This window comes from Vibrio artabrorum, assembly GCF_024347295.1.
Lineage (GTDB): Bacteria > Pseudomonadota > Gammaproteobacteria > Enterobacterales > Vibrionaceae > Vibrio > Vibrio artabrorum.
The window spans coordinates 1,270,719-1,285,140 of the sequence record NZ_AP025459.1; the positions used below are offsets into that span (position 1 = coordinate 1,270,719).

The window sequence follows — 14,422 nt, forward strand, 5'->3', positions numbered from 1 at the left end:
CCCCACAAAAAAGAAGCCGCGCCAAAGAACGTAGCGAAAAAGTTAGAACCAGTAAACGACTAACCCACCACAAACACTGCACACACAGTGCCCCCGGAAAGTTCGTGAGATTAGAAAACGAACAGGTGTATAGCTAGAACGCAAAAACCAGCTTTTAGACCAAAACGCTTTTCTGCCCTTTGCAAACTAACGCTAAGCTAAGTGGCTAACAAACTTACCACCCAACCCAATTTGAGCACCTTAATCACTAAACTAAACCGAACCGAAAATGCCGAGCGTTTGTTAGTCCGTCTTAAGCGTTTTGTTAGTTTGCTACCGCGATAAACCAAAGGTTTAGCGCCAAGGTGCTGAATTGACGACCAAACTACTGGCTTTAAACGAAGATGTAAAATTGAAAACTACGAATCTCAAACCCACACGCCAAACGTCCTTGGCTAAGAAGCGACATGCGCCAGACAACTACGGTTTGAAGGACAATAACTGGCAAAGGATTCGTTCGATGAACTTAACAGCCAAGTGCGACAAAGCCAGTTGAGAGCAACTTAGCCGCAACAAAAAAGAAACCACACCAAATAACGTGGCGAAAAAATTAGAGCCCGTAAACGACTAACCCACCACAAACACTGCACACATAGTGCCACCGGAAAGTTCATGAAATTAGAAAACGAACAGGTGTATAGCTAGAACGCAAAACCCAGCTTTTAAACCAAAACGCTTTTCTGCCCTTTGCAAACTAACGCTAAGCTAAGTGGCTAACAAACCTACCACCCAACCCAATTTGAACACCTTAATCACAAAACCAAACCGAACCAAAAATGCCAAGCGTTTGTTAGTCCGTCTTAAGCGTTTTGTTAGTTTGCTACCGCGATAAACCCAAGGTTTAGCGCCAAGGTGCTGAATTGACAACCAAACTACTGGCTTTGAACGCAGATGTAAAATTGAAAACTACGAATATCAAATTCACACAACAAAACGAGCTTGGCTAAGAAGACTTTCATAGATGCCGACAACCGCAAATGCAATTTTCAATGCTCACACTTAACTTTCAAAACCAAAGAAGCAGCGCGCAAGAACATTGAGAAATGAACCTTACTAACACGGAAGAAATGAGTAACACAGAAGCTAATTAACCGAAAAACAGGCTACGCGAGATGCCTATTTCGATGAAAAGTCTTTGGGAAATAACAGGTGTATAGCTAGAACGAAGAACCCAGCTTTTAGACCAAAACGCTTTTCTGCCCTTTGCAAACTAACGCCGCATTAAGGTGTGAGCAACGCTACCACGAAACTAAACCATACCACCGTAAACACAAAACCCAACGATGGAATGAAAAATGCCAAGCGTTGGGAATCACTCTTAAATGCTTTGTTATAAGGTTTGTTCACTTGAATACATTTCTGCCCACAACGTTTTCACCGTTAACAAAGTTCCAACTGCATTAAATAGTTGTAAAGCTTCAAGCTTATTCGAGCTTATACGCCCACGACCATGCATAACCCAATGTCGGTTTAAGTCATTAGGAACGCCACCCGAAAATGCTGAAGGTTTAAACAGATTTCTGACATATTCTTTGATAGAAAGCATCTTAAGAGTATCTATTCCTGCATAGTGATTACTTTCAATACCGTTCTTAATTGGATCTTGATAATGGGTTTTATTAACATCGAAATTATATATTTTAATAGACAATAAACCTTCAAATATTACTAAAAGTGCAGGAATACAAATCACATATTTCCCTGCAAGGTAACAGCTAATGCATTCATGCATTAGGTCTTTCCATTGCTCAGGGCAATCATCAAGTATGTCCTCAAGGAGACTTTCGGCATTTTGGTTATAGTTATTTTCCCAAGACTCTATTAGTAGGTTTTGATCGCTTTTCAATGGTTCAAAACTAGTAATACCCAACCAATTTATAAATGCAGGAATCGTCCAACCTTGTCTTGCCAAGTCAGCAACAGGCTCGCTCAACTCTGAGATAAGCCAATCATTGTATTTTTTAGAGAAATCGACAATATCAATATTCTTTAGGAACTCTATGATAGTTTTCGACATAATCTGAACCTTATAACGCCTTGTTAAGGGGTGAGCAACGCAATACCGAAGTTGTCGCATACCACCTTAATCACTTAAAACAACGCATAGTAAAAATGCCACGTGTTGCGAATCCCACTTGAACAATTTGTTATGCGTGTTGTTCCAGTGATTTTGTCATTGGAATACAATCCAGACTAATACCTCTTGGTGAATGGTAAGTAGATACTTTATCCCCCATAAATCCAAAAGAGCGATAGAAAGGTGCAGCATTTAAAGTGGACTCTAATTTTAGCAAGCACAAACCATTTTCTTTGGCCAAGATTTCTAAAAAATTGAGCATTTTTTTGGCCGCACCGACTCCAAAGTATTCAGGCGCTACAAAAATAGCGTCTACCATACCTGTTTCGATATTAAGCTTACCACTACCAATTACTTGACCATCAGTTTCAGAAACGTAAAAAGTATTAATTACATCTTGAACAAAGCCATCAGAAACTCCACCATGCGTCCACAAGGAGAGCTGTTCTTTCGTATAATGGGCTGCACATTTGTCTAAAATAGCGCGTCTTCTTAATTCATAAATTATGTGAACATCAGCTTCAGTAGCTTTTCTAACTACGATCAAAATAACTCCTCCGGTGTTTTACGCATAACGCTAAGCTAAGTGGCTAACAAACCTACCACCTAACCCAATTTGAGCACCTTAATCACGCAGCCAAACCGAATCAAAAATGCCGAGCGTTTGTTAGTCCGTCTTAAGCGTTTTGTTAGTTTGCTACCGCGACAAACCCAAAGTTTAGCGCCAAGGTGCTGAATTGACTACCAAACTACTGGCTTTGAACGCAGATGTAAAATTGAAAACTACGAATATCAAATTCACACAACAAAACGGGCTTGGCTAAGAAGACTTTCATAGATGCCGACAACCGCAAATGCAATTTTCAATGCTCACACTTAACTTTCAAAACCAAAGAAGCAGCGCGCAAGAACATTGAGAAATGAACCTTACTAACACGGAAGAAATGAGTAACACAGAAGCTAATTAACCGAAAAACGGGCTACGCGAGATGCCTATTTCGCTGAAAAGTCTTTGGGAAATAACAGGTGTATAGCTAGAACGAAGAACCCAGCTTTTAGACCAAAACGCTTTTCTGCCCTTTGCAAACTAACGCCGCGTTAAGTGGTGAGCAACGCCTACCACCATACCTAAACCATTGTGACATAAACACTTAACCAAAAATAAGCCGAAAATGCCGAGCGTTGGGAATCCGTCTTAAACGCTTTGTTATAAGCGTAGCCACGTTGCGCTCCGTATGTTGATTCACGTACGTAAACATACCAAACCCACAGAAATACTGATACATGTCGGTAGACACAGTTGCATATTGTTGTAGTATCATACCCATACTAAAACCAAGCTTAAAGAGCGAGAGCGCAGATGCAACTTTCCGTTATTCCAAACACCCTCGAAGATTTTAACTTACACGAGTTGACTACAATTCAACTCGGAGATGAGTTTTATTTTATTGCAGATGAAGTAACCGCTGCTCTTGACTACGCCGATAGAAAAGCACCAATCGATAAGTTAGATGCGGAAGACAAAATGCTGTCTCCTCATCCGATTGGAGGGCACATGTATGTCCTCATCAGTGAAGCCGCACTTTACGAACTAGTTTTCGCGAGTAAGAAACCAAACGCGAAAAAGTTCCAACGCTGGGTAACTAGAGAAGTTCTACCCGAGATTCGAAAGACGGGTCACTACGGAAAGGTAAAACTACCCGGTTTTGTAAACCGATTTAACTTGAACTATGGACGCGTTTCGAGAGGCTACTTTTCAGTAGTTAGTGAGTTATTCATTCGTCTATACGGTTCATTAGAAATGTTAGGCTATGAAATTCCAGACCAAGCTCAAGATGGCAAAGACATTCGACCAGATGTCAGCGTTGGTAGGCTATTTTCCAGTTACCTAACAGATAACCACCCTGAGCATGCTGATAGTTACCAAATGTATAGCCACCTATTTGGCAATGGGCACACTCGTGATGCTCGCGAGTATCCAAACGAACTATTACCGTTATTTATTAAGTTTGTTGATGAAGTTTGGATACCAAGTAAGGCAAAAGACTACTTTAAAGGACGAGACCCAGTAGCTCTTGAATACTTGCCTAAACTAATTGAAGTACACTAAACAGTGCAGAAGAGGTCGAAAGACCTCTTTTTTTTTGAGAGCTTATAACGCCGCAATAACACGTGCGAAAGACCGACTTACAAAACAAATTATACTCCAAACCGCGAATGCCGAATGTAAATAGCATCGTGTTGATTGCTTTGTTATACGAGCCTTGCTTTCGCTCCAATTAACTTGGTAAAGAACTGATTTACCAAGCTTTGCTGTAAATTGAGTTTAATTAGGCTGGCTCAATTAAGCGAGCAAAATATCCAATCAACAGCAATAACTGTGAAACGAAGCAATCCCTTTTTCTTACACCATTTGTACGATTTGGTTTCAGCCAGTTTGGAGCAGATAAACCAAATATCCCAACAACAATTGGGATTGAAAATGTTGAGGGAAAAACACTGATGCAGACTAAAATGAGGCATAACCAAAGAACAATTGAAGCGTAAACTAGCCGCTGAAACACCTGAATTTAGGGCAATAATAGTTCAATGCCGAACCTGATGAAACGAACACCAAAAGGCAACAAAGAAAAAGGAAAACCACCCTACTTTCACACCTAAAAAACTAATGGTTCAATCGCTGAACTGAACCAAAAAACTGCATTCTCAGAGTTCGTATAACGCTAAGCTAAGTGGCTAACAAACCTGCCACCTAACCCAATTTGAGCACCTTAATCACAAAACTAAACCAAACTGAAAATGCCGAGCGTTTGTTAGTCCGTCTTAAGCGTTTTGTTAGTTTGCTACCGCGATAAACCAAAGGTTTAGCGCCAAGGTGCTGAATTGACTACCAAACTACTGGCTTTGAACGGAGATGTAAAATTGAAAACTACGAATATCAAATTCACACAACAAAACGAGCTTGGCTAAGAAGACTTTCATAGATGCCGACAACCGCAAATGCAATTTTCAATGCTCACACTTAACTTTCAAAACCAAAGAAGCAGCGCGCAAGAACATTGAGAAATGAATCTTACTAACACGAAAGAAATGAGTAACACAGAAGCTAATTAACCGAAAAACAGGCTACGCGAGATGCCTATTTCGATGAAAAGTCTTTGGGAAATAACAGGTGTATAGCTAGAACGAAGAACCAAGCTTTTAGACCAAAACGCTTTTCTGCCCTTTGCAAACTAACGCCCGGCTAAGGGGTTGACAACGCTCCGCCGGACTCAAAAAACACACTGTAAACACTGGGCTTCAATTTTGTACTAAAGTCGCCAAGCGTTGGCAATCCCTCTTGAGCCGTTTGTTAGTTGCCCTCGTTCGACTCTAGTGCTAACATTTGTACACACGTAAACTTAGGGAGCTACTCATGGACACTAGAATTCAATTTCGTGTTGATGACGAAATTAAACGTTTAGCCCAACAAATGGCTGAGAGCCAAGGTCGCACACTCAGCGATGCTTGCCGTGAACTTACTGAACAAATGGCTGAGCAACAAAGAAAAACATTATCTCATGACGCTTGGTTAACTGAACAAATAAACCTAGCATTTGAGAAGTTTGACTCAGGAAAATCTTCATTTGTTGAACATAACTCTGCTAAAGCACGGATGGCTGAACGAAAGGCCAAAATTCGTAATCGAGGCCAGCAATGATTTTATGGGAAGAAGAATCGCTAAATGATCGTGAGAAGATCTTTGAGTTTCTTTATGACTTTAACCCTGATGCGGCTGAAAAAACTGATGAAATTATTGAGGCTAAAGTAGAAAACTTACTCGAACAACCATTGATGGGTGTTCAACGGGATGGAATTCGAGGACGATTACTCATTATTCCCGAAATCTCAATGATCGTTTCGTACTGGGTAGAAGGTTCAATTATTCGCATAATGCGAGTTCTACACCAGAAGCAGAAATTCCCTACCGATTGATTGTAATCGGTGGGCAACTAACGCCCAATTAAGGGGTGAACAACGCCTCCACCCAAACCTAAAGCATTGTGCCATAAACACTAAATTTGAAGTAGAAGCAAAAATGCCAAGCGTTGTGAATCCCTCTTAAATTGCTTGTTATGCAAAAATATTACCACCAAAGACAGAGTGGAATTTTTGAGAAATACTTTGGCTGTGCTGAGAGATTTCATCGATCAAATCTCGATAATAATTTGATTGATATTGAAACTCTTCACCAAGCGTCGCAGTTTTTCGCTTGAACTCTTCAATGTCAAATACGCCACTAGGTTCTGAGTCGTGAGCAAACTTATCACTACTTAGCATCGCCATAACCATCCCAAACATCTCGTATTGAGAACACAATGCATCATATTCTTTTCGTTGAGCTTTTGAAAGCTGCTCAACATGCCGAGAGCGTCTAGAGTTAATTGGTTCAATGTACTGAAAAAATGTATCAATGGCTTCAAATATTTTTGGGCAAAAATATTTTATATACCAAAGTTTAAAATATCTTTGTTGAAACTCAGCGTAAGTAAAGGCAACTATATTTGTATTGTTTATGTAGCTAAGCGCACCTTCTTGAAACCCCTCCTTAGAAACTAAAATTCCAATATGACCACCAGTTTCCTGTAGAACTGTTGTGAATGAGTGAACTACATGCTGAGCTACGGGCTTACCCCAGTTTTTGCACTCTATAATGTACTTTATTTGCTCTACGCTATTTCGATCAACTCCATAGACATCAATTTCCACACTTCCCCGAGGCGTTTTGATTTTTTTCTCAAGTTCAGCACTAATACCTACTTCATTGAGGATTTTGCAAACTCCAATCTGCAAGTCTTTCCAATTACTTGGTTTTGGGTCTTCGATCATAACGAAATCCTATTTTGCATAACGCCCAATTAAGGGGTGAGCAACGCTAGCACCCAACCTAAAGCATTGTACCGTAACCACTAGATTTGAAGTAGAAGCAAAAATGCCAAGCGTTGGGAATCCCTCTTAAATTGTTTGTTAGGTTTGTGCCTCGAAGCTCATTAGGTGATAACTTTCATGCCCTTTTTCGACTGTCTCTTGGATTGTGAATCCTTGAGAAATGTAAAAGTCGGTAGCATTGGCATTTTTAACAAGACTTTTGAGACTCAAGCTATTGCTTACTTTTTTTGCATGGTTCAATAATTTTAAACCGACACCTCGTTTAAGGTGTTGTGGACTAACAAACAGATGATGAATGAAGTTTTCAGAACTCCAAATGGAGATAAAACCAACAACTATGCCCTGCTCTACAGCAACCCAAATTTCTTCACCATCAGTATCTTTAGCAAAGTCTGTCAGACAATATGCAGTTGTATCAATGAAAGAAAAAGTAGTGACTCTGGATTCCAAGTAAATCCTTGCTGTAGCTTCATAATGATGAGGTTGAAACCTGATAATTTCCATGAACTTGCCTTAAAAACCTAACGCTTTGCTAAGTGGCTAACAAACCTACCACCTAACCCAATTTGAGCACCTTAATCACAAAACTAAACCGAACCGAAAATGCCAAGCGTTTGTTAGTCCGTCTTAAGCGCTTTGTTATGTGAATTTTATCAGCGTACATCCTGACAAAAACGAAACAAGTAACCATCAGGGGTTTGAGCTATAAATTGCTTTTGAGTTACCACCGAATCTCCGCACTGATAAGACTTAGATTCCAGAGGCAAATATATCGAATCCAATGATTGCTCACGTACACGAGCATAAATGCGCTCAATATCCGCGACATCCCATTGAAAGTTAACCCCTCTACCTAAAGGTGCTTCAAATTTACCAGGAACCCACTTGCGACTATTACCATCAATTCCCTCCAGCATGATATCTACGCCGTCGAGAGTTAAGTAAGCAAACTTTTCGTCAATACGTTCATACTTTAGAGCAAAGCCTAACACATTGATAAAGTAAGATTTACTAACATCCATATCGAAGCAATATAATTCTGGCACTACTCGTAATGTCATAATTTCCCTATTCACATAACGCCGCGTTAAGTAGTGAGCAACGCCACCACGAAACCTAACCATACCATCTTAAACACAAAACCTAACGATGGAATGAAAAATGCCAAGCGTTGGGAATCTGTCTTAAACGCCTTGTTATATTTATCTCAAGCCTCCCTAGGGAATTAAAAGGCACATTGTTATACTGAACGCCCTGTTGGAATGCAGATTTTTCACATGAATAGATTGATTACGTTGACTGAAGAACGCCTAACTAAAGCCAAAACACCCAAAGGGGGGTATAGCAAAGCCCAATTACAAGTGCTTGGCGTAAACTGGCCCCCAACTGGCGGGTGGAAGAAACGTTTGATTGGAAAGAAAGTTACGCTATATCGATTTATCGAATTTGTAAGGGCAAGCAGAAACAAGAGTTACCTTAACGAAATTGAAACGCTACTCCCAACATTGGTTCCGCCTGTTGACTACCTTGAACGGAATAAATCGGTAGCTAAAACTCAAATTACGCATAAGAAGAATCTAAGTAAGAAAGAGTTAAAACGTGAGCGCACAGCTGAAAAGAAAGCAAACCTAGCGCTCGAACGAGAATCTAAAATCCGAACCTATGGCATACAATTATGCATAAACGCTTTATTCGAAAAGGCAGATAAGACACTACACTACGTTGAGAAGCAATTTCTACATTCTTTGTCGCAGCAAAATGGTAGTTTAATTCCAAGTAGTGAAGTTTCACGTCTTTATCGAACTATGAAAAAACATGGCTTAGTACTGACTAGAGCCAATAGCGGAAACATCACACTATCTGGTTTCACGATGGCGAGTAAGATACAGCGAGCTCAATTGCTTTACGTTATTAGGCAAAGCGGGACGAACTATTGCAAAATAGGTATAAGCAAAGACCCTAAGAAACGTCTGCGTGACATGCAAACCTCTAGCCCAACAAAGCTGAAACTATCACTAGTCTTCGAAACGAAGAAGAACGCCATCAAGTTGGAAAAGAGTTTACATAAAGCATTTCACAAACAGCGCGCAAACGGCGAGTGGTTTCTAGACATTTCGGACGAGAAAGTCATTGAAACTATCGCAGATAGAGGAACTGTGAAAAAAGTTTTATAAACCTGAAACCATGCGAGAAATATAACGCCGCATTAAGGTGTGAGCGGCGCTTGGCTATACTTGAGCGAAGCGAAACTGCCAAGCGTTGCGAATCACTCTTAAATGCTTTGTTAGTTGCCTGGCCCCATTACTTTAAGATAGAAAGGCATCTATTCAATACAGGCTTATTAGCTATTATAACTAATTTCAAGCGCTTTCTAGTTCGTGTGATATTTTGAAATAGCATTTTAACAGAGTTATAGTATGTTCTTGATTGGTATATCAGCATACCGTTAGCATCGTATGTAAAAAATTCGTCAATAACAACTGCTACATTATCAAACTCTTGACCGATAACTGTATGGGAGGTTTTACTTGCGACATTAGCATACGATTGGTGGTGTTCTGCGTTGTACTGCGATGGTGTCAACTTCAAAACTGATCCGCACCAAAAGTTTTGGACACTGAGTTAAGTGAGTACAATCACTAACGAGGTGAACAATGACAACTAAGAAAATACGAATCAAACATGCTCCTGAATTTAAAGCTGAAGCACTTAAGTTAGCAGAGAAAGTGGGGGTCGCTGCGGCTGCACGGCAGCTATCGTTATATGAATCCCAGATCTATGGATGGCGTAAAGCCGTCAAAAAAGACGCGAAAGTCAGTGATAGAGAAAGAGAGCTCGCCACCGAAAATGCCAAACTCAAACGATTATTGGCAGAGCAAGCTGAAGAGCTAGATATCGTAAAAAAGGCCGCCACCTACTTCGCGAAAAATCTAAAGTAGATTGCTATGAGTTTATGCTCAAACACCTTATGCAATATAGGATTGTCCGTATGGCTAAGGTGTTTGGGGTTTCTCGAAGTGGGTTTTATTACTGGATTGATAATCGCAATAAAGTCACTCAACGAAACGAGCACCGCAAGCAACTTGATATCAAAGTTCGCGAAGTCTTTGATGATAAAAAGGAACGTGATGGTGCAAGGCGTATTCAAAAAGAACTTGAAGAAAATGGTAATAAGCACGATGTAAAAACCATCGCCGCGAGCATGAAGCGTCAGGGACTCGTTGCGAAGGCCGCCCGTAAGTTCAAAAGCACGACAGACAGTAAGCATAGGCTTCCCGTTGCCCCGAACTTGCTTGACCAAGACTTTAATGCGACAGCCCCAAATCAAAAATGGGCTGGAGATATCACCTATCTCGCGACTAGCGAAGGCTGGATGTATTTAGCTGTTATTATCGACCTGTATTCACGGCAAGTCGTTGGTTGGTCAATGAGTACAAGAATGACCGCAACTCTTGTCTGTGATGCGCTATCAATGGCTTTGTTCCGCAGAGGCATGCCAGAAGGAATGATTATCCATAGTGATAGAGGCAGCCAATATTGCTCAAAAGACTACCGAGACTTAATCGCAGCTCATAATTTAAAACAAAGTATGAGTAGGAAGGGAAATTGCTGGGATAACGCCTGTGTTGAAAGCTTTTTCCACACAATGAAAGTAGAAGCCATCCAATACGAGCCGATAATGACGCGAGAAGAGATGCGCCAAGCGCTTTTTGAATATATCGAAGTTGATTATAATCGAACAAGAAGGCACAGTGCTCTTGGGTATCTAAGCCCAGTTAACTTTGAAAAACAATATGTCGCTTAATGCGGTGTCCAGTCTGACTGGAGCAGATCAATCCTCTCTACAACATGGGTTTGAACAAAATCCACCACACAGACTCCACAACATTTTTATGTCTTTTGTACTTATTGCCAAAATAAACTCCTTTTTACATTGAAACACTTAACGCTTTGCTAAGTGGCTGGCAAAGCACTCAACCAGAAGCAACGCACCTTAATCATTAAACTCATTGGAACTGAAAATGCCAAGCGTTGCCAGTCCATTTAAGCAATTTGTTATGAAAAGGCGCTAAACCGTGCCACTTAACTCAATGCCAACGCCCTAGCCTCTGAAATAAGCGCCGACTGCTGGCCCACAATGATTACCTGAAAGTCACTCCAAGCAAACGCAAAAAGTGAGGAAACAAAGAAGTGCCGAACGATAAACTCACGGTGAAGATAATTGCCACAACTCGATCTAGTTTTAGAGCATAAAGTCACATGGCATATTATTCTTTCGACATATCCCAATAGGCTTAAAAGCAAAGGAAACAGCAAGATTTAAGCCTAAGAGGATTTTAATTAGATGGTAGAAAAGCACAGCCTTTGAAGAACAAAACCACCTACAAAAAGATACGTTAACAGCAGCTTCATAACGCCCTGTTAAGGGGTGAGCAACGCAATACCGAAGCCGCCGCATACCACCTTAAACACTAAAGCCAACGCATAGTGAGAATGCCACGCGTTGCGAATCCCTCTTGAACAGTTTGTTATAAGCACATTTTTGCGTAAACAACTGTACTATCTAACTCGCCAGATGGTAAGCGTCTTGCGTTGGCTAAATGAGCTTCAAGCTTGTAGCCACAACGCTTGGCTACTAACTGACTCCTGAGATTTGAACCAGCCATTTTTATTTCGACTCGTTGAGCCGACTTATTGATAAAAGCAAATTGCTCTACCAACCCAATAGCTTCACTCACATAGCCCAAACCAGTTTTTGATGTTTTCAACCAATAGCCAATCTCAAAGTAAGGCACACTCTTGTCTCTGACAATAAAACCAATTGCACCTACAAACATTCCAGTTTCTTTTTCGATGATATTGAACCAGAACTCATCTGAAACCCAAGGCAAAAATTGAGAAAGTTCACGCCTAGATTCATCTATCACTTGATACATTGCATCTGCATATTTTAATGATGGTGGAACCAATTCTAGCCTTTCACTTTCCATCTGGACTCCTGTTGATTGCACGTGCTTATAACGCTAAGCTAAGTGGCTAACAAACTTACCACTCACCTCAATTTGAGCACCTTAATCACAAAACTAAACCGAACCGAAAATGCCGAGCGTTTGTTAGTCCGTCTTAAGCGTTTTGTTAGTTTGCTACCGCGATAAACCCAAGGTTTAGCGCCAAGGTGCTGAATTGACAACCAAACTACTGGCTTTGAATGCAGATGTAAAATTGAAAACTACGAATATCAAATTCACACAACAAAACGGGCTTGGCTAAGAAGACTTTCATAGATGCCGATAACCGCAAATGCAATTTTCAATGCTCACACTTAACTTTCAAAACCAAAGAAGCAGCGCGCAAGAACATTGAGAAATGAATCTTACTAACACGGAAGAAATGAGTAACACGGAAGCCAATTAACCGAAAAACGGGCTACGCGAGATACCTATTTCGATGAAAAGTCTTTGGGAAATAACAGGTGTATAGCTAGAACGCAGAACCCAGCTTTTAGACCAAAACGCTTTTCTGCCCTTTGCAAACTAACGCTAAGCTAAGTGGCTAACAAACTTACCACCTAACCCAATTTGAACGCCTTAATCACAAAACCAAACCAAACTGAAAATGCCGAGCGTTTGTTAGTCCGTCTTAAGCGTTTTGTTAGTTTGCTACCGCGACAAATCCAAGGTTTAGCGCCAAGGTGCTGAATTGACCACCAAACTACTGGCTTTGAACGCAGATGTAAAATTGAAAACGACAGAACTCAAAACCAACCAACAAAACGGGCTTGGCTAAGAAGCGACATGCGCCGACCAACTACGGTTTGAAGGACTAGAACTGGCAAAGGATTCGTTCGATGAACTAAACAGCCAAGTGCGACAAAACCTGTTGAGAGCAATTTAGCCGCAACAAAAAAGAAACCACACCAAATAACGTGGCGAAACAGTTAGAACCCGTAAACGACTAACCCACCACAAACACTTCCCACATAGTGCCACCGGAAAGTTCGTGAGATTAGAAAACGAACAGGTGTATAGCTAGAACGCAAAACCCAGCTTTTAGACCAAAACGCTTTTCTGCCCTTTGCAAACTAACGCCCAATTAAGTAGTGAGCAACGCTACCACGTAGCTAAACCATTGTGCCGTAAACACTAAAGCTGATTCAAACTGAAAATGCCGAGCGTTGCGAATCTGCTTGAATTGCTTGTTATGACTCAATTCTTGATAGACGTTCTTCGACTTCTTCTTCATCAAACTCTTCGATTGCAAAGATTCCTTTCAGGCACTTCATACTGCCCAATAAGACAAATATTCCAGCTACCGAACCGAATAAGGAAAAGTAAGATATTAGACAAAATGTAGCAACAATTGATAACCAAACGCCTATACCCGCTACAAAGTTCAAACGTGACCGGAAAAGTACACGGTAAAGTGTTTTTGGGTATGCCTTGTAATTGACGATGGTCATCAGCGTAAACAGTGAAGCCCCCAAAGATAATGCATATGAGAAAATCGACACTCTGATCCAATTCGACTGAAATAATTCCAAATTCGAGCTCGCGCTCAATAAAGCCAGAAAAAACGCAAAACACCCAGCACATATAGCTGAATAACACCAAACCATATAGTTTAGATGTTCGATTGAGTAGAACTTCTTATCTGAGTTTTTCCTGTAAATATACATTTAGTACCTCGAACTCTCTCTGAGTCATAACGCCCACTTAAACGGACGGAAATAGTTGGCTAAAATTGTGAGGAACGAACAATAGCCAGCTGTTGACGTTCCGTTTAAAGTGCTTGTTATAAGGCACTTTCGTCAATTATTTTGAACTGCTTCGATACTGAAAGTGCCAGTATGACTGCCAAAATTAGTATTATTATTACTCGTATACTCATTGAAGGAACCAACGATTCAAGTAAAGTGAAACTCAACGCTGATGAACCGCCAACAAACATACCTAAAAACGTTCGTCTTTGTGTCCATCCGATCAGAGCTGAACATTGTGTACAGCGATACCTTGTCCTGTTTGCACTAAATAAAAACCAACTAAGTGCAATCTTCTGCTGACAATTAGGGCACTCTCGATGCTTCATACTAAATCAAACTCCATGTGACTTATAACGCTAAAGCTAAGTGGCTAACAAACCTGCCACCCACCTCAATTTGAACACCTTAATCACACAACTAAACCGAACCAAAAATGCCAAGCGTTTGTTAGTCCGTCTTAAGCGTTTTGTTAGTTTGCTACCGCGATAAACCCAAGGTTTAGCGCCAAGGTGCTGAATTGACCACCAAACTACTGGCTTTGAACGCAGATGTAAAATTGAAAACGACAGAACTCAAAACCAACCAACAAAACGAGCTTGGCTAAGAAGACTTTCATA

At 40.7% G+C, this 14,422-nt stretch carries 11 protein-coding genes; 5 read left to right on the plus strand and 6 right to left on the minus strand.

Going from position 1 to position 14,422, the window contains the following annotated elements; translation table 11 throughout:
- Nucleotides 1-1,369 precede the first annotated feature (1,369 nt).
- Together OCU36_RS19725 and OCU36_RS19735 are read right to left on the minus strand one after the other, a co-directional pair.
- Nucleotides 1,370-2,056 carry a hypothetical protein gene (locus tag OCU36_RS19725; RefSeq protein WP_261840179.1) on the minus strand — a complete coding sequence of 229 codons (687 nt, stop codon included), beginning with the start codon at nt 2,054-2,056 and terminating at the stop codon, nt 1,370-1,372.
- 130 nt (nt 2,057-2,186) lie between these two features.
- Nucleotides 2,187-2,663: a GNAT family N-acetyltransferase gene (locus OCU36_RS19735; protein WP_261840180.1), complete on the minus strand. Its 477-nt coding sequence runs from the start codon at nt 2,661-2,663 to the stop codon at nt 2,187-2,189.
- A gap of 813 nt (nt 2,664-3,476) precedes the next feature.
- Here OCU36_RS19735 and OCU36_RS19740 point away from each other — a divergent pair.
- The 3 genes from OCU36_RS19740 to OCU36_RS19750 all read left to right on the plus strand — a co-directional run bounded on the left by OCU36_RS19740 (nt 3,477) and on the right by OCU36_RS19750 (nt 6,091).
- Nucleotides 3,477-4,226: a BRO-N domain-containing protein gene (locus OCU36_RS19740; RefSeq protein WP_099167608.1), complete on the plus strand. Its 750-nt coding sequence runs from the start codon at nt 3,477-3,479 to the stop codon at nt 4,224-4,226.
- A 1,305-nt stretch (nt 4,227-5,531) separates the two neighbouring features.
- Nucleotides 5,532-5,816, plus strand: a complete 285-nt coding sequence (locus OCU36_RS19745) for a type II toxin-antitoxin system RelB/DinJ family antitoxin (protein WP_017040620.1) — start codon at nt 5,532-5,534, stop codon at nt 5,814-5,816.
- Nucleotides 5,813-6,091: a type II toxin-antitoxin system RelE/ParE family toxin gene (locus OCU36_RS19750; RefSeq protein WP_017038685.1), complete on the plus strand. Its 279-nt coding sequence runs from the start codon at nt 5,813-5,815 to the stop codon at nt 6,089-6,091. Before OCU36_RS19745 ends, OCU36_RS19750 begins: the two co-directional genes overlap by 4 nt.
- Before the next feature lie 138 nt (nt 6,092-6,229).
- Here the strand turns inward: OCU36_RS19750 and OCU36_RS19755 are convergent, their stop codons facing one another.
- The 3 genes from OCU36_RS19755 to OCU36_RS19765 all read right to left on the minus strand — a co-directional run bounded on the left by OCU36_RS19755 (nt 6,230) and on the right by OCU36_RS19765 (nt 8,106).
- Nucleotides 6,230-6,985: a restriction endonuclease gene (locus OCU36_RS19755; RefSeq protein WP_261840181.1), complete on the minus strand. Its 756-nt coding sequence runs from the start codon at nt 6,983-6,985 to the stop codon at nt 6,230-6,232.
- Nucleotides 6,986-7,123: 138 nt separating this feature from the next.
- A complete protein-coding gene (locus OCU36_RS19760) occupies nt 7,124-7,549 on the minus strand; it encodes a GNAT family N-acetyltransferase (RefSeq protein ID WP_170907996.1) in 426 nt (141 codons plus the stop codon).
- A 149-nt stretch (nt 7,550-7,698) separates the two neighbouring features.
- A complete protein-coding gene (locus tag OCU36_RS19765; protein ID WP_261840172.1) occupies nt 7,699-8,106 on the minus strand; it encodes a bleomycin resistance protein in 408 nt (135 codons plus the stop codon).
- 216 nt (nt 8,107-8,322) lie between these two features.
- Between OCU36_RS19765 and OCU36_RS19770 the strand changes: the two genes are divergently transcribed.
- Together OCU36_RS19770 and OCU36_RS19775 are read left to right on the plus strand one after the other, a co-directional pair.
- Entirely contained in the window at nt 8,323-9,219 is an 897-nt protein-coding gene (locus OCU36_RS19770; protein ID WP_261840182.1) for a GIY-YIG nuclease family protein, read from the plus strand.
- A 480-nt stretch (nt 9,220-9,699) separates the two neighbouring features.
- Nucleotides 9,700-10,850 (plus strand): IS3 family transposase gene (locus OCU36_RS19775; RefSeq protein ID WP_261837465.1). Its coding sequence is split into 2 segments (ribosomal slippage): nt 9,700-9,943 and nt 9,943-10,850, totalling 1,152 coding nucleotides; the frame shifts between segments, so codons are not numbered across the junction.
- 724 nt (nt 10,851-11,574) lie between these two features.
- Here the strand turns inward: OCU36_RS19775 and OCU36_RS19785 are convergent.
- Nucleotides 11,575-12,036, minus strand: a complete 462-nt coding sequence (locus OCU36_RS19785; RefSeq protein ID WP_261840183.1) for a GNAT family N-acetyltransferase — start codon at nt 12,034-12,036, stop codon at nt 11,575-11,577.
- Between the last annotated feature and the right edge of the window lie 2,386 nt (nt 12,037-14,422).

Coding starts and splice junctions, on each gene's coding strand:
- OCU36_RS19725 (WP_261840179.1), bottom strand. CDS start 2,056: ATGTCGAAAACTATCATAGAGTTCCTAAAGAATATTGATATTGTCGAT.
- OCU36_RS19740 (WP_099167608.1), top strand. CDS start 3,477: ATGCAACTTTCCGTTATTCCAAACACCCTCGAAGATTTTAACTTACAC.
- OCU36_RS19745 (WP_017040620.1), top strand. CDS start 5,532: ATGGACACTAGAATTCAATTTCGTGTTGATGACGAAATTAAACGTTTA.
- OCU36_RS19750 (WP_017038685.1), top strand. CDS start 5,813: ATGATTTTATGGGAAGAAGAATCGCTAAATGATCGTGAGAAGATCTTT.
- OCU36_RS19755 (WP_261840181.1), bottom strand. CDS start 6,985: ATGATCGAAGACCCAAAACCAAGTAATTGGAAAGACTTGCAGATTGGA.
- OCU36_RS19760 (WP_170907996.1), bottom strand. CDS start 7,549: ATGGAAATTATCAGGTTTCAACCTCATCATTATGAAGCTACAGCAAGG.
- OCU36_RS19765 (WP_261840172.1), bottom strand. CDS start 8,106: ATGACATTACGAGTAGTGCCAGAATTATATTGCTTCGATATGGATGTT.
- OCU36_RS19770 (WP_261840182.1), top strand. CDS start 8,323: ATGAATAGATTGATTACGTTGACTGAAGAACGCCTAACTAAAGCCAAA.
- OCU36_RS19785 (WP_261840183.1), bottom strand. CDS start 12,036: ATGGAAAGTGAAAGGCTAGAATTGGTTCCACCATCATTAAAATATGCA.